This is a genomic window from Sphingomonas sp. UV9 (genome assembly GCF_004101245.1).
Classification (GTDB): Bacteria; Pseudomonadota; Alphaproteobacteria; order Sphingomonadales; family Sphingomonadaceae; genus Sphingomonas.
In genome coordinates this window covers 918,221-933,688 of the sequence record NZ_SCIN01000001.1, presented here as the reverse complement: position 1 = coordinate 933,688, position 15,468 = coordinate 918,221, and the positions used below count along the sequence as shown (strand labels likewise).

Annotated in this window: 14 protein-coding genes; 7 read left to right on the top strand and 7 right to left on the bottom strand. The window is 66.6% G+C overall.

Annotation, left to right across the window (positions count from 1 at the left end):
* Positions 1 to 110 precede the first annotated feature (110 nt).
* Complete coding sequence (locus EQZ23_RS04015) at positions 111 to 716, top strand: DUF4893 domain-containing protein (protein WP_240663187.1); 606 nt, start codon at positions 111 to 113, stop codon at positions 714 to 716.
* Here EQZ23_RS04015 and EQZ23_RS04010 read toward each other — a convergent pair.
* The 3 genes from EQZ23_RS04010 to EQZ23_RS19730 form a co-directional block, all read right to left on the bottom strand.
* Entirely contained in the window at positions 713 to 1,342 is a 630-nt protein-coding gene (locus EQZ23_RS04010; protein WP_240663184.1) for a hypothetical protein, read from the bottom strand. The two genes, EQZ23_RS04015 and EQZ23_RS04010, sit on opposite strands and share 4 nt — an antisense overlap.
* A 74-nt stretch (positions 1,343 to 1,416) precedes the next feature.
* Positions 1,417 to 2,403 carry a cation diffusion facilitator family transporter gene (locus EQZ23_RS04005; RefSeq protein WP_128453131.1) on the bottom strand — a complete coding sequence of 329 codons (987 nt, stop codon included), beginning with the start codon at positions 2,401 to 2,403 and terminating at the stop codon, positions 1,417 to 1,419.
* 300 nt (positions 2,404 to 2,703) lie between these two features.
* The gene (locus EQZ23_RS19730; RefSeq protein ID WP_164913371.1) at positions 2,704 to 2,868 is read right to left on the bottom strand and encodes a hypothetical protein; all 165 of its coding nucleotides are present in this window, start codon (positions 2,866 to 2,868) and stop codon (positions 2,704 to 2,706) included.
* 193 nt (positions 2,869 to 3,061) lie between these two features.
* Here EQZ23_RS19730 and EQZ23_RS04000 point away from each other — a divergent pair, with 193 nt between their 5' ends.
* Complete coding sequence (locus EQZ23_RS04000) at positions 3,062 to 4,444, top strand: helix-turn-helix transcriptional regulator (protein WP_128453130.1); 1,383 nt, start codon at positions 3,062 to 3,064, stop codon at positions 4,442 to 4,444.
* Positions 4,445 to 4,495: 51 nt separating this feature from the next.
* Here the strand turns inward: EQZ23_RS04000 and EQZ23_RS03995 are convergent, their stop codons facing one another.
* Genes EQZ23_RS03995 through EQZ23_RS03985 form a run of 3 tightly spaced genes read right to left on the bottom strand, consistent with a single transcriptional unit; the run spans position 4,496 to position 6,069 of the window.
* Positions 4,496 to 5,443, bottom strand: coding sequence for an aldo/keto reductase (locus EQZ23_RS03995; RefSeq protein WP_128453129.1), 948 nt, complete (start codon positions 5,441 to 5,443; stop codon positions 4,496 to 4,498).
* On the bottom strand, positions 5,440 to 5,694 hold the full coding sequence (locus EQZ23_RS03990; protein ID WP_128453128.1) for a hypothetical protein: 255 nt from the start codon (positions 5,692 to 5,694) through the stop codon (positions 5,440 to 5,442). The genes EQZ23_RS03995 and EQZ23_RS03990 overlap by 4 nt, the downstream gene beginning before the upstream one ends.
* A gap of 3 nt (positions 5,695 to 5,697) precedes the next feature.
* Positions 5,698 to 6,069 (bottom strand): hypothetical protein, encoded by a 372-nt coding sequence (locus tag EQZ23_RS03985; protein ID WP_128453127.1) that lies wholly within the window; start codon positions 6,067 to 6,069, stop codon positions 5,698 to 5,700.
* Positions 6,070 to 6,262: 193 nt separating this feature from the next.
* On the opposite strand from EQZ23_RS03985, the gene EQZ23_RS03980 reads away from it, so the two are divergent.
* From EQZ23_RS03980 to EQZ23_RS03960, 5 genes are all read left to right on the top strand, one after another.
* Positions 6,263 to 7,216: a metalloregulator ArsR/SmtB family transcription factor gene (locus tag EQZ23_RS03980; protein WP_128453126.1), complete on the top strand. Its 954-nt coding sequence runs from the start codon at positions 6,263 to 6,265 to the stop codon at positions 7,214 to 7,216.
* Entirely contained in the window at positions 7,213 to 8,169 is a 957-nt protein-coding gene (gene metF, locus EQZ23_RS03975) for a methylenetetrahydrofolate reductase [NAD(P)H] (RefSeq protein WP_128453125.1), read from the top strand. Before EQZ23_RS03980 ends, metF begins: the two co-directional genes overlap by 4 nt.
* 127 nt (positions 8,170 to 8,296) lie before the next feature.
* The gene (locus tag EQZ23_RS03970; RefSeq protein ID WP_128453124.1) at positions 8,297 to 9,355 is read left to right on the top strand and encodes a homocysteine S-methyltransferase family protein; all 1,059 of its coding nucleotides are present in this window, start codon (positions 8,297 to 8,299) and stop codon (positions 9,353 to 9,355) included.
* Positions 9,356 to 9,481: 126 nt separating this feature from the next.
* Positions 9,482 to 12,109 carry a methionine synthase gene (metH, locus tag EQZ23_RS03965; RefSeq protein ID WP_128453123.1) on the top strand — a complete coding sequence of 876 codons (2,628 nt, stop codon included), beginning with the start codon at positions 9,482 to 9,484 and terminating at the stop codon, positions 12,107 to 12,109.
* Positions 12,110 to 12,177: 68 nt separating this feature from the next.
* A complete protein-coding gene (locus EQZ23_RS03960; protein WP_128453122.1) occupies positions 12,178 to 13,953 on the top strand; it encodes an SLC13 family permease in 1,776 nt (591 codons plus the stop codon).
* A gap of 44 nt (positions 13,954 to 13,997) precedes the next feature.
* Here the strand turns inward: EQZ23_RS03960 and EQZ23_RS03955 are convergent, their stop codons facing one another.
* Positions 13,998 to 15,458, bottom strand: a complete 1,461-nt coding sequence (locus EQZ23_RS03955; protein WP_128453121.1) for an aldehyde dehydrogenase family protein — start codon at positions 15,456 to 15,458, stop codon at positions 13,998 to 14,000.
* Positions 15,459 to 15,468 lie beyond the last annotated feature (10 nt).

Sequence of the window (15,468 nt, the reverse complement as noted above, 5' to 3'; positions counted from 1 at the left end):
GGCATGCAAGAATCCCGAAAATCATTGCAGTTCAAAGTGATACGGGCTTAGCTTCGCGTAAGCCAACGGGACATGAGACGATGCGAACCTGGGTCGGGACTGCCGCATGCATGATGATCATGGCCTGCGGATCGACCGTGGTCGTTGCCGGGAGCGCGGGTGCCGATCGCGCGCGGTCCAACCTGGATTGGCGCCGGGTGGCGACCCCCGCGGATCGCGCGCGACTGCGCGGCTGGCGTGGCGCATGGGTCGATGCCCTCGCACAGGTCGATCCGAAGGAGGTCGCGCGCGATCCGGTGCTGTTCAACCCCGACCGTTCGCTGGTCGACCCGCTGCCGCCCGCGGGGCCCTATCGGTGTCGCACATACAAGCTTGGCGCGCGCGCGGGCATCGGCCCGACGTTCACGGCCTCGGGCTGGTTCGCCTGCCGGATCGGCACGAGCGAAGACGATGGCGAACGCGTGGTCAGCCTCGTCAAGCTCGATGGATCGCAGCGCCCTGTCGGTTCGGTCTTTGCCGACACCAACGCGCGGGCGGTCTTCCTCGGGACGATGGAACTCGGCGACGAGACCCGGCCGCTGCGCTATGGTCGCGACGTCAACCGCGACATGGCTGGGCTGATCGAGCGGATCGCGGCGAAACGCTGGCGCGTGGTGTTGCCTTATCCGCGGTTCGAATCGCTCCTCGACGTGGTCGAACTGGTGCCCGACGCTTAACGTGGCGCGGGCAGTGGCGGCGGTGCGGTTGCCGTTACCATCCCGGACGCAGCGCCCTTCGCGACCGCTACGCCGGGCGACACGATAGGCCCAAGGCTCGCCCGATACTGTTTGCCGTGCATCTCGACCGGCGTGACGCGTCCGACGTTACCGGCCAGCACCGCCTTCAGATACGAGCGCGGTTTCTTCATCAGGCGGGGCTGATGTAGCGCCGACAGTCCCACGAGGCCTGCGGCTTCCTTGACGAAGTGCACGCAATTATGGTCGCTGAGCCGGTACACGCTGTCGGGCTTGCCCTCGCTCCAGGCGTCGACCAGCCGCAGCACCGCGATATATTGGGCGTCGGTCATCACGACCGAGAATTGCGCGTCGCTGCTCGCGACATAGCTTGGCTTGGCGATGTCCAGCCTGCCCGCGACCGGCCCCATCAACAGCGCGGGCGATACCGATTTCGCCGTGAAGCCTACATTCGTGTCGACCGGCGCCCCGCCCGAGTCAGGCACCCCCCGCAGGGTGAAAAATGCATGCGGGAAGCTGTTGCCGAGTTCATGGCTCCAGAAGGTGATGGTGACAGCAGCCTGTGCGGGAAGCGCGTATCCGACGCACAGGCTGATTAAGGCGATCAAGCGTAACAACGGTCTCATCGGCTGGGGTTATCGCCGAATCTCGAGCGTTACCATAGGCATACGCCTGATTTAGGTCAGCCCTGCGTGGTAATTCCACTGCCGCCGGAAGCTGGAGCCGTGGCCGGGGCAAGCGTCGCGTTCTCGCGCTTCTCGGGGCGGATATATATCGACGACAGCGTCGGCACCGCGGCGCGAAGCTCGGTCTCCATCGTTTCGATCATCGTCTCGCCGTCGCCCATCGTCACCGAATCGTCGAAGTCGGCGCTAATCGCGGCGAAGATGCTGTCGGGCGCGGCATGAACCGTGCGGACATGGTTGACCGACACGATCGCGGGGTGCGCCGCGACGATCTTGCGGATCGTCGCGATCACGACGGGGTCGGCGCGTTCGCCGATCAGCAGGCCCTTCGACTCGCGCGCAAGGAGCACCGCGACCAGCGCCAGGATCAACCCGATCGCGATCGAGGCGGCGCCGTCGATGCGCGGATCGTCGAACGCATGGCTAGCCCAGATGCCGATCCCGGCGATCACGAGGCCCGCCAGCGCCGCCGAATCCTCGAACAGGACGATGAAGCCGGCGGGGTCCTTCGACCGGTGGATCGCCGACCACCAACCCATGTCGCCCTTGGTCTTCGAGAATTCCCGCACCGCGATCGTCCAGCTGCTGCCCTCCAGCGCGAACGAGATCGCCAGCACGATGTAGTTGATCGTCGGGGTCGTCAGCGGCTCGGGGTCCTGGATGTGCAGCCAGCCCTCGAAGATCGACACGCCCGCGCCGATCGCGAAGATCAGGATCGCGACCACGAACGCCCAGAAATACAGCTCGCGGCCATAGCCGAACGGATGCGCTTCGTCGGCGGGGCGCTTGGCCTTGCGCTGGCCATAGAGCAGCAACACCTGGTTGCCGCTGTCGACCACCGAGTGAAAGCCTTCGGTCAGCATCGACGACGATCCGGTCATTCCGGCCGCGACGAACTTCGCCACGCCGATTCCAAGATTGGCGGCGAGGGCGCCGTACAGGACGATATCGTCCTTGATGCGCGCGGTCAGAGTCTGGGCCATCCCGCCCTCCTACACCAGGGGGTGAAGTTGGAAAGGGCCGCTTCGCAAGAGGTTGGGATGCGGAGCTTGCAGATACTCCGCCGTCAGGGGGAGGTGGCTGGCACTTGCCAGACGGAGGGGGAGGACAAGGAGCAGAGGTTTCGCGTGCCGCCCCCTCCGACGCCCACGGCGCCACCTGCCCCTTGCGGGGGAGGATGAGGGGAAAAGTTTCGCCCTCCTCGCCCGCCAAAACAGGAATGCCCGCCGGTGGACGAACCATCGGCGGGCACCTTTCCTCCCCAGGAAATTGCTTGAAGCGCGTCAGCCGAGCCGGCCGAGACGATGATAGAGCGCACTCATCCGCGTCAGCCGTTCGTCGTCGATCGAAGTCTTGCTGATCATCTCGCCGAGCACTTCCTTCATCAGCGCGAAATCATTGGTCGAGAAGACGGCGCGGGCGCGGGGTTGTTCGGTGGTCGTCTGCATGGCTTGCCTCCTTCGATGCTGTATCTTGTCTCTCCCTTTACAGTTTTCCTGCACCGGGAGAGGCGATGCACATCGAATAGCGAGTATTGCCGGTTGTTTGAAAGGCACGGCCGCATTGTGCCGGCGTCGCGCTGTGCACTCCGCTTGTATCTGAGGTGTCGGCCTGTAAAGATTGTGACAGGAGGGTTTCACGATGGCCGAACGGAAATTGCTGGCGGGGCATGCGATCCGGCGCTTGCGGCGCGGGGCGGGGCTGACGCAGGCGGCGATGGCCGACATGCTCGCGATCAGCCCAAGCTATCTGAACCTGGTCGAGCGCAACCAGCGGCCGGTATCGGCGACGCTGCTGATCAAGCTGGCGGAGAGTTTCGACTTCGATCCGCGTTCGCTGACCGCGGCCGAGCCCGGTGGTGGGGCAGAGGCGATCCGGCGGCGGCTGGCGGACCCGATGTTCGCGGACCTCGAGATTGATCGCAACGAGGTCGAGGAATGGCTGGCCAGCGCGCCCGGCGGCGCGGCGGCGTTCGCGCGCGTGTTCGACCGGATCGGCGGCGGTGTTGTCATCGAGGCGGGCGACGATCCGGTCACGCTGGTGCGGCGCGAGATCGAACGCTGGCGGAATCACTTCGCCGATCTCGACGCGGCGGCAGAGGCGCTGGCGGACGAGCTGCGGCTCGGCGCAGGCGACCTGTACGGCGCGATCGCCGAACGGCTGCGCGCGAAACATGGTCTGACGATTCGCGTGCTGCCTGCCGACGTGCTGCCCGACACGCTGCGGCGGCTCGACCTGCACGCGCGCCAGTTGCAGCTGAGCGAAATGCTCGACCCTGCGTCGCGGACGTTCGCGGTGGCGTTCCAGCTCGGCCAGATCGAGGCGAAGGCGGAGATCGACGCGCTCGCGAAGGGGGCGGGTTTCACCGATCGCGCCGCCGAGCGGCTCTATCGTCGCCACCTTCTCGGCTATTTCGCCGCCGCGCTGATGATGCCGTACGCGCGGTTCCTGCGGGGGTGCGAGACGACCGGGTACGATATCGAGCTGCTCCAACGCCGGTTCGGCGCGGGCTTCGAACAGGTCGCGCACCGGCTGACGACGTTGCAGCGGGTCGGCGCGCGCGGATTGCCGTTCTTCATGATCCGGATCGACCGCGCGGGACAGGCGTCCAAGCGCTACCCCGGCGCCAGCGGTGCGGCGCTGGTCGAAGCGGACGGGCGTTGTCCGTTGTGGCGGCTGCATTACGCGTTCGACCGGCCGGGCAGTTTGATGGTCCAACTCGTCGAACTGGAAGATGGGGCGCGCTGGTTGACGATGGCGCGGACAGTGACTCCGCAGGGAAGCCGGTTCGGCGCGGTCCATGCCGAGTTCGCGATCGGGCTTGGCGTTGTCGCGTCTCAGGCCGGCGTGCTGGCGGCGGCGAGTGGCTTCGATCTGGCGGGCAGGGCGGTACCGATCGGTTTGGGGTGCCGCGCATGCTTCCGCAGCGATTGCCCGCAACGCTCGGTCGCACCGGCGGGTCGTGCGTTGCTGATCAACGAACGTGAGCGCCGGACCTCGGCACTAACGTTCGCGGGCGATTAAAGACAGGCCGACCCCAAATCGATCCTGCCCCTGGCGGGGGAGGATTAAGGGTCAGGCGCCCGCGTGGGTAAGAGAGTCGAGCTGATCCTTTGACAATTCCAGCGTCATCGCCGGGAGCAGATCCTCGATCTGCTTGACGCTGGTGGCGCTGGCGACCGGTGCGGTGACGCCGGGCTGCGCGATAAGCCAGGCGAGTGCGACCTGTGCATGCGTCGTGCCAGTGGCTTCGACCACCGCGTCCATCGCGTCGAGAACGACCTTGCCCTTGCCTTCGAGCAATTCGCCCATCCGGCCGCCGCGGACGCTCTGGCCGAGATCGTCCTTGGTGCGGTATTTGCCCGTCAGGAAGCCAGACGCGAGGCCGTAATAGGGCAGCACGCCGATGTTCTCGGTGACGCAGTAATCCTGTAACTCGCCCTCGAACTTGGTTCGGCTGACGAGGTTATATTCGGGTTGGAGCACGTGATAGCGCGGCAGGTCGTCGGCCTTTGCGGCATCGACGGCGGACTTCAGGCGCGCGGCGTGGAAGTTGGAGGCGCCGATGACGCGGATCTTACCGGCTTCGACCAGCTTGCCGAATGCTTCGAGCACGGCCTCCTGGGGTACGCCGTCGTCGTCCTGATGCGCGTAATAGAGATCGATGCGGTCGGTGCCGAGGCGCTTCAGCGAGGCTTCGGCCGCGGCGGCAATGCGTGCGGGGGCCAGTTTCTCACCGCCCTCGCCGGGCAGCATGCCGACTTTGGTCGCGATCAGCACGTCGTCGCGCTTGCCGCTGGCCCTTAGCCATTCACCGATCATGCTCTCGGATTCGCCGCCCTGGTGGCCGTCGACCCAGGCCGAATAGACGTCGGCGGTGTCGATCATCGTACCGCCGCCGGCGACGTACGCGTCGAGCACGGCAAAACTCGCGGCGCGGTCGGCGGTCCAGCCGAACACGTTGCCGCCGAGCACGAGCGGGGCGATCTTGAGGTCGGTCGACCCGAGGCGGCGGAAGGTCATTGGGTCTGATCGCTTTGATTCGAGGGTGTATCGGGATCCGAGGGTGTTTCGGCGTCTTCAGGATCGGCAGCGACCGCGTTCAGGTCGACGCTGTTCGCATCGAGCATCGCGGCGGCTTCGTTCAACTGGTGTGCTTCGTCGGCGGTGACGGCGCCGGGTTCGCTGGCGGGCGAGCAGGCCGCGAGCGCCGCGGTCGCGAAAAACGCCCCCACCAACGCTTTCGCCGAGATGACGGGGAGGTGGGGGCGCAAGGCTTAGTCCTTGATCGCGTTGCCGGCGCGGGTCAGCGCGTTGCCGGTGGCGTCGGCGGCGCGGTCGGCACCGTTGGCGATCGAGGCACCCGCGCGGTCGGCACCCGCTTCGATCCGGTCACCGGCGCGATCGGTCTTGACGTCGAGGTTGTCGGTGGCGTTGTCGAGCTTGGCACCGGTGTTGTCGAGCGAGCGCTCGGCCGAACCGAGGGCGCGGTCGCTGGCTGCGCTGACGTCGTCGACGGCGTTCTCGGTGGTTGCGCTGGCATCCGCGGCGATCGCGTTGGCGGCCTGGGCGGTCTGGTCCTGGGCGTTGTTGCTGCAGGCGGCGAGACCGGCGGTGAGCGCCAGGGCGGGGATCAGAAACTTCTTCATGCGTATGCACTCCCGTGGATATCGTCTTGTGGACCAGCGAAAGCCCGGCCCATAGCGCAATCGAACGCGGGTGAAGCGTTTCCGATCCGTGACGATCGTGCGCAATGCGCTAAGTCGCAGAGACCTATGGCGGAAGTCGAAGACCCGCACGCCTGCGTTGACCTCATATAAAGAAATCTTTATATGACCTGCCATGACGATGGCGCTCGAAATCTTCCGTGCATTGGCGGACGCGACGCGGCTGCGGATGCTGGCGCTGCTGCGGCGGATGGAGCTGTCGGTCGGCGAACTCGCTCAGGTGCTGGGACAGAGCCAGCCGCGCGTCTCGCGGCACGTGAAGATTCTGTGCGATGCCGGGCTCGCGGAACGGCGCAAGGAAGGCAGCTGGGTCTTCGTCGCGCTTGGCAAGCCCGCCGCGGTCGAGCCGGTCGCGGCCGCGCTCGATGCCTGGGCGAAGGCCGAGCCGGATCACTGGGCGGTCGCGGATGCGGCGCGGCTGGCGGCGGTGCGCGCCGACCGGGCGGCGTCGGCGGCGGCGTGGTTCGAGGGGCATGCCGACGAATGGGATGCGATCCGGTCGCTGCATGTCGCCGATAGCGAAGTTGAGACGGCGATGGCGGCGGTGCTGGGCGACGCGCCGATCGGCACGCTGATCGATATCGGCACGGGGACCGGGCGGATGCTCGAACTGTTCGGCGGGCGGGCTTCGGTCGCGCTCGGGATCGATCGCAGTTCGGAAATGCTGCGGCTGGCGCGTGCCAAGCTGCACGACATGACGCATGCCGAACTGCGGCAGGCGGATCTCTATGCGCTGCCGATGGTGGATGCGGCGGCGGATGTTGCGATCCTGCATCACGTGTTGCATTTCGCGCAGCAGCCTGGGGCGGCGGTGAGCGAAGCGGCGCGGGTGCTGGCGCCCGGCGGCCGGTTGTTGATCGCGGACTTTGCGAGCCATGACCGCGAGGAGTTGCGGGTGCGCGATGCGCATACGCGGCTCGGGTTCGCGGACGATCAGATGGCGGCGTGGTTCGAGGCAGCTGGCTTGCAGACCGCGCGCGTGGAGACGCTCGAGGGCGGTGAATTGACGGTGAAATTATGGCTTGGTCGGAAGATCGGCGCGAGCTTGCGTGAGGTGAAGGCGGCATGACGAATTCTTCGATTTCCCAACTGGCCCCCAATTCGGCTGAAGCGCGCCGCGCGTTCGAGGAGCCGCTGTTCGCGGATCTCGCGGGCGACGTCGGCATCAGCTTCGAATTCTTCCCGCCCAAGAGCGAGAAGATGGACGCGCAGCTCTGGGACGCGATCCGTACGCTGGAGCCGCTCGGTCCCGATTTCGTGTCTGTGACCTATGGCGCCGGCGGGTCGACGCGCGAGCGGACGCACGCGACCGTCGCGAGGATCCAGCGCGAGACGTCGATGAACGCGGCGGCGCACCTGACCTGCGTCGAGGCGACCAAGGCCGAGATCGACCAGGTCGCCGAGGAATATTGGGCGGCGGGCGTGCGGCACATCGTCGCGCTGCGCGGCGACATGCCGACGCTGGGCCAGCCTTATCAGGCGCATCCGGGCGGGTATGAGAATGCGGCGGCGTTGGTCGCTGGCTTGCGGAAGCTGCACCCGTTCGAGATTTCGGTCGCGGCGTATCCGGAGTGCCATCCGGAATCGGGCGGTCACGACTTCGATATCGACAATCTCAAGCGCAAGATCGACGCCGGTGCGACCCGCGCGATCACCCAGTTCTTCTTCTCGCCCGAAGCGTATTTCCGGTTTCGCGACCGGGTGGCGGCCGCCGGGATCACCGCGCAGATCCTGCCGGGCATCCTGCCGGTGTCGAACGTCGCGCAGACGCGGAAGTTCGCCGGGTTGTGCGGGGCGGAGATTCCGGCATGGATGGACCGCTTGTTCGAAGGGCTCGACGATCATCCTGCCGCACGGCAGTTGGTTGCGGCGACGATCGCGGCCGAGATGTGCCGGCGGCTTTATGCGGGCGGCGTGAAGGATTTCCACTTCTACACGCTCAACCGCGCCGAACTCGCCTATGCCATCTGTCATATGCTCGGCGTGCGCGCGAAGCCGGCTGCGACTGTCGCCGCCGCGTAATTCTTCACCCCTCCCGTGTGCGGAAGGGGCAGGGGGTGGGCTCGCGCTCTCCCCCAACGATACCGCCCGAGGATATCGGGCGCCCACCCCCGACCCCTCCCGCTTGCGGGAGGGAGGAGTGACTACGATGACTGTACGTGAACGTTTTAATGCGGAAGCCGCCAAGCGCATCCTGATCACCGACGGCGCGTTCGGCACCGAGATCCAGAACTGGAAGCTCGACGAGGCGGCCTATGCGGGCGACCTGAAGCTCAGCCACGACCAGAAGGGCAACAACGACATCCTGGCGATCACCAAGCCGGAAGTGCCCGAGACGATCACGCGCGAATATCTCGACGCGGGGTCGGATATCGTGTCGACCAACACGTTCAGCGCGAACATCATCAGCCAGGCGGATTACGGCGCCGAGCATCTGGTGCGCGCGATCAACGTCGAGAGCGCGAAGATCGCCCGCCGGCTCGCGACCGAGTATGAAGCCAAGGACGGTCGCCCGCGCTTCGTCGCCGGTGCGATCGGGCCGACCAACAAGACGTTGTCGCTGTCGCCCGACGTCAACGATCCGGGCTATCGCGAGATCGACTTCGATTATCTGAAGGGCGTCTACCGCGAACAGATCGACGCGCTGCTCGAAGGCGGCGAGGGAGTCGGGGTCGACTTCATCCTGATCGAGACGGTGTTCGATACGCTGAACGCCAAGGCCGGGATCATGGCGGCGATCGAGGCGGGCGACGATCTGGGGCGCGACGTGCCGATCATGCTGTCGATGACGCTGACCGATCTTTCGGGGCGCAACCTGTCGGGGCACACGGTCGAGGCGTTCTGGCATGCGGTGCGGCATGCACGGCCGGTGACGATCGGGCTGAACTGCTCGTTCGGCGCGGAGCAGCTGCGGCCGCATGTGAAGACCCTGTCGGGCATCGCCGACACGCTGATCATGATCTACCCGAACGCCGGGCTGCCCAACGAACTCGGCGAATATGACGAGATGCCCGAGACCACGGCGGGGCTGGTCGGCGAATGGGCGGTGGCCAAGCAGGTCAACGTGCTCGGCGGCTGCTGCGGCTCGACGCCTGCGCATATCAAGGCGATGGCGGATGGCGTGCGCGGGCTCGAACCGCGCGCGGTCGCGCGGCCGGAGGTGCGGACCAAGCTCGCCGGCCTCGAACCGTTCACGATGGCGGCATAATCACTGCTCCCTCTCCCCGTCGGGGAGAGGGCCGGGGTGAGGGGCGCCGCGAGCGCTGCCCTCCCCAACGACCCCTCACCCCAACCCTCTCCCCGGAGGGGAGAGGGGGCCAGAAGAAATGAAACGATGACCACTTCCTCCTCCACCAGTTTCGTCAACATCGGCGAGCGCACCAACGTCACCGGCTCGGCGCGGTTCAAGAAGCTGATCATGGCGGGCGACTATCCCGCCGCGGTCGAGGTCGCGCGCCAGCAGGTCGAGAGCGGCGCGCAGGTGCTCGACGTCAACATGGACGAGGGGCTGCTCGACGCGCACCACGCGATGACGACGTTCCTCAAGCTGATCGCCGCGGAACCCGACATCGCGCGCATCCCGTTCATGGTCGACAGCTCGAAATGGAGCGTGATCGAGGCGGGGCTGAAGTGCGTTTCGGGCAAGCCGATCGTGAATTCGATCAGCATGAAGGAGGGCGAGGAGCAGTTCCTTGCCCAAGCCCGCAAGTGCATGGCCTATGGCGCCGCGGTCGTCGTGATGGCGTTCGACGAGGTCGGGCAGGCGGACACCAAGGCGCGGAAGGTCGAGATCTGCGAGCGCGCCTACAAGCTGCTCGTCGGGATCGGCTTTCCGCCTGAGGACATCATCTTCGATCCCAACGTCTTCGCGGTCGCGACGGGGATCGAGGAGCACGACAATTACGGCGTCGACTTCATCGAGGCGTGCCGCGAGATCAAGGCGCGCTGCCCGCACGTCCATATCTCGGGCGGGCTGTCGAACTTCAGCTTCTCGTTCCGCGGCAACGAGCCCGTGCGCCGCGCGATGCACAGCGTTTTCTTATATTATGCGATCCCCGCCGGCATGGACATGGCGATCGTCAACGCCGGCCAGCTCGACATCTATGACGATATCGACCCCGAACTGCGCCAGGCGGTCGAGGATGTCGTGCTCAACAAGGATCCCGAAGCGGGTGAGCGGCTCGTCCAGCTCGCCGAACGCTACCGTGGCACCGACGTGGTCGCGGAGAAGGCGGCGGCCGAATGGCGCTCGCTGGGCGTCAACAAGCGGCTCGAATATGCGCTGGTCAAGGGCATCGACCTCCACGTCGTCGAGGATACCGAGGAAGCGCGGCTGATCATCGACGGCAATGGCGGTCGCCCGATCGAGGTGATCGAGGGGCCGCTGATGGACGGCATGAACGTCGTCGGCGACCTGTTCGGCAGCGGTAAGATGTTCCTGCCGCAGGTCGTGAAGTCGGCGCGCGTGATGAAGAAGGCGGTCGCGCATTTGCTGCCGTACATCGAGGCGGCCAAGGAGCCCGGCGCGCGGGGCAAGGGCAAGATCATCATGGCGACGGTCAAGGGCGACGTGCATGATATCGGCAAGAACATCGTCGGCGTGGTGCTCCAGTGTAACGGCTTCGACGTGGTCGATCTGGGCGTGATGGTGCCCTGGTCGAAGATCCTCGAGGCCGCGAACGAGAATGACGCCGACATGATCGGGCTGTCGGGCCTCATCACGCCGAGCCTCGACGAGATGGTGACGGTCGCCGAGGAGATGAAGCGCGCAGGGATGACGATGCCGCTGCTGATCGGTGGCGCGACGACGTCGAAGGTCCACACCGCGCTCAGGATCGCTCCGGCTTATGACGGTCCGGTCGTGCACGTGCTCGATGCGAGCCGCGCGGTCGGCGTGGCGTCGACGCTGGTGTCGGACACGATCCGCGACGAGTTCGTGACCAGGACCGCGGACGAATATGAGGCGGTGCGGATCGCGCGCGCCAACAAGGGGCAGAGCGAGCTGCTGCCGCTGGCGACAGCGCGCGAGCGCGGGTTCGTGGCGGACTTCGCGATGAAGCCTGCCGCGCCGGTGAAGCCGGGCTTGCACGTGTTCGCGGACTGGGACCTGACCGATCTGCGCGACTATATCGACTGGACGCCGTTCTTCCGCGCGTGGGAGCTGGCGGGCAACTTCCCGGCGATCCTGACCGACGAGGTGGTCGGCGAGAGCGCGTCGTCGCTGTACGCGGATGCGCAGGCGATGCTCGACACGATCGTCGCGGAGAAGTGGCTGACGCCGCGCGGGGTCGTCGGGCTGTGGCCGGCGCGGCGCGAGGGGGATGATGTGGTCGTCTCGCACACGCGGCGCCATGACATGCCGCACGAGGACGTGCGCCTGCCGATGCTCCGCCAGCAGATTTCCAAGCGCGAAGGCCGCGCCAACATGTGTCTCGCCGATTTCGTCGACACCGATGACGACTGGTTCGGCGGGTTCGCGGTCGGCATCCACGGGATCGACGAGCATATCGCCCGCTTCAAGGCCGGGCATGACGACTACAACGACATCCTGCTGAAGGCGCTCGCCGATCGCTTCGCCGAGGCGTTCGCGGAACGCATGCACAAGCATGTCCGCCAGGACCTCTGGGGCTATGCGCCCGATGAGCAGCTGACCAACGACGCGCTGATCAAGGAACAATATCGCGGCATCCGCCCGGCGCCGGGCTATCCCGCATGCCCTGACCACAGCCTCAAGCCGATCCTGTTCGACCTGCTCGACGCCGAGACCGCGACCGGGCTGGAGCTGACCGAGAGCTTCGCGATGTTCCCGACCGCGGCCGTCTCGGGCTTCTACTTCGGCCACCCGCAGGCCGAGTATTTCGGCGTCGCGCGCGTCGGCCGTGACCAGCTCGAGGACTATGCGGCACGGCGTGGCGCGGATTTGAAGACCGCCGAACGCTGGCTTCGTCCTAACCTCGACTAAGGTCCGGGCTCGGGCGCGGAACAACCGCCGCGAGCCCGCGCTTACAACGGGCCACACGCGGAGACCCGATGACCCTACCTCAGTATCTCTCGATCGCCACGCTGTTCGGCATGATGGCGCTCTTCATCTGGGGCAGGTTCCGCTACGACGTCACCGCGATCCTCGCGCTGCTCGCGAGCATCGCGCTGGGCATCGTTAGCCCCAAGGACGCGTTCAAGGGCTTCTCCGACGACATCGTCATCATCGTCGGTTCCGCGCTCGTCATCTCTGCGGCGGTCCAGCGCTCCGGTATCATCGAACGCGCACTCGCGACGTTCGCCAGCCGCGTGACCCGCGTCCGCTCGCAACTCCTGCTGCTGACCGCGTCGGTCGGATTCGCCTCGGCGCTGGTCAAGAACATCGGCGCGCTGGCAATGCTGATGCCCGCCGCGTTCCAGATGGCCAAGAAGAACGACACGTCGCCGTCGGTCTTCCTCATGCCGATGGCGTCGGCGTCGCTGCTCGGCGGGCTGATCACGCTGGTAGGCACGTCGCCCAACATCATCGTCAGTCGCGTGCGCGAACAGATGACCGGGCAGCCGTTCGGGATGTTCGACTATGCGCCGGTCGGCCTCGCGCTGACCCTGATGGGGCTGGTCTACCTACGGTTCGCGTACCGGCTGCTGCCGCGTGATCGCCGCGCCGCCGCGACGATGGGCGAGGCCCTCGATATCAAGGGGTATGTGACCGAGGCGATGATCCCCGAGGCCTCGCCCGCGGTCGACGAGACGGTCGATGCGTTTCTTAATCGCCACGACCACGAAGTGACGATCACGCGGATTCTGCGCGCCGGAATGCGCAGCGCGCCGCATGACACGACGCATCTCCGCGCCGGCGACACGCTGATCCTCGGTGGCGAGCCGGACGCGCTCGAGCGCGTGATCGCGCGCGATCGGCTGAAGCTCGAAGGCGAAGACCGCGAGAAGGCGGACGAGGACGACGATGACGAGGTCGGCGTGATCGAAGCGGTGATCAACGTCGGCTCGCAGCTGGTCGGTCGGACGGCCGGGCGGCTCGCGTTGCAGGCGCGCTACGGCGTCAACCTCATCGCGATCTCGCGGCAGGGCGAGCATCTCTCGCGTCGCCTGGCCAACACCGAACTGCGCGCGGGCGACGTGCTGGTGTTGCAAGGGCCGCTCGAGCAGCTGCCGGGCAAGCTGCGCGATCTCGGATGCCTGCCGCTCGCGCAGCGCGAACTGCGCCTCGGCGTGTCGAAGCGAAGCTGGCTGCCGATCGCCATCCTCGCGGTAGCGATGAGTGCGACCGCGCTGGGGTTCGTGCCGGTGGCGGTCGCGTTCTTCGCGGCGGCGGGGCTGATCATGGCGACGGGCGTGCTGCCGGTGCGCGAGGCGTATGACCATGTCGAATGGCCGATCCTGATCATGCTCGGTGCGCTGATCCCGGTCAGTGATTCGCTGCGCACGACCGGCGCGTCGGAGGTGATCGCGACCTGGCTGTCGTCGACCGCGGCGACCTTGCCGCCCTGGGGTGCAGTCGCGCTGATCCTGGCGGCGGCGATGGCGGTGACGCCGTTCCTCAACAACGCGGCAACCGTGCTGGTGATGGCGCCGATCGCCGCGACGTTTGCCGGCGATCTCGGGTTTCGGCCGGAAGCGTTCCTGATGGCGACCGCGGTCGGGGCAGGGTGCGATTTCCTCACCCCGATCGGCCACCAGTGCAACACGCTGGTGATGGGTCCCGGAGGCTACAGGTTCGGCGATTACGCAAGGCTGGGCGCACCGCTTTCGTTGCTCGTGCTGCTGGTCGGCACGCCGCTCATCGTCGCGGTCTGGCCTATGCACTGAGGACATAACGATCCTCCCCCTCGCGGGGGAGGATTGAAGGGGATTTACGCGCCCGCTTCGGCGGGCTTTCCTTCACGTACGTCGCCCGGCAGGCCGGTGATCGTCTTCACTTCCATGAAGTCGGTCAGGCCATAGCGGCCGTTCTCGCGGCCGTTGCCCGACTGTTTGTACCCGCCGAACGGGGCGCCGATGTCGGGGCTCCACGAATTGATCGTGACCAGCCCCGCGCGCAACCGGCCTGCGACCTTCGCCGCCGCCGCTGGGTCGCCCGAGATCGTCGCCGACAGCCCGTATTCGGTGGCGTTGGCGATGCGGATCCCCTCGTCCTGATTGGCATAGGCGGTGATCGTCGCGACCGGGCCGAACGTCTCTTCCTGTGCGATCCGCATGTCGGGGCGCACGTCGGTGAACAGCGTCGGCTGGATGTAATAGCCCGCATTACGTCCGTCCGGACGACCGACGCCACCCGTCACCAGCGTCGCGCCTTCGTCGATCGCGGACTGGATCAGCCCCTGGATCTTGTCGAACTGCGCCTTGTTGACGACCGGGCCGATATGCTGGCCCATCTCGGCGGGATCGCCGACCTTGGTCTGCTCCATCATCGACTTCACGATCGCGGTCGCCTCGGCGACCTGGCTCGCATGGACGAGCAGTCGGGTCGGCGCGATGCAGCTCTGCCCCGAATTGGCGAGCACGCCGGCCACCGTCGGCGGCAGCACCGCCGCCAGATCGGAACCCTTGAGGACGAGGTTCGCCGCCTTGCCGCCAAGCTCCTGATGCACGCGCTTTACCGTCGGTGCCGCCGCCAGCGCGACCGCGATGCCGGCGCGCGTCGAACCGGTGAAGCTCACCATGTCGACGTCGCGGTGCGCGCACAGCGCCGCGCCGACCCCGGGCCCGTCGCCGTTGACGAGGTTGAACACGCCTGCCGGCACGCCCGCCGCGTCCATGATCTCGGCCAGGATCACCGCGCACGACGGCGCCTCCTCGGACGGCTTCAGGATCATCGTGTCGCCCGCGGCCAGCGCCGGCGCGACCTTCGCGCAGATCTGGTTGAGCGGCCAGTTCCACGGCGTGATCATCGCGACGACGCCGAGCGGCTCGTGCACGACGGTCGCCTTGCCGATCGTTTCGGAGAATTCGAACGCCGCCAGCGCCTTTGCGGTCGCCGAGAAATGCGCGAGGCCCGTGGGCGCCTGCGCCATCGACGCGAGCGCCATCGGTGCGCCCATCTCCTGCGACATCGCCTTCGCCAGATCGGGCATCCGCGCCTTATATTCGGTCATGATCCGGCCGAGCACGTCGAGCCGTTCCTGCACGCTCGTCTGGCTCCAGCTCTCGAACGCCGCGCGCGCCGCAGCGACCGCCTTGTCGACATCGGCGGCAGTGCCGATCGTGATTTCGGTGCACGGCTGCTCGGTCGACGGGTCGATCACCTGCCAGACGATGCCGCCCTCGCTATCGACCCACGCGCCGTCGATATACTGCTTCAAATAGCTTTTCATCATGCCTCTC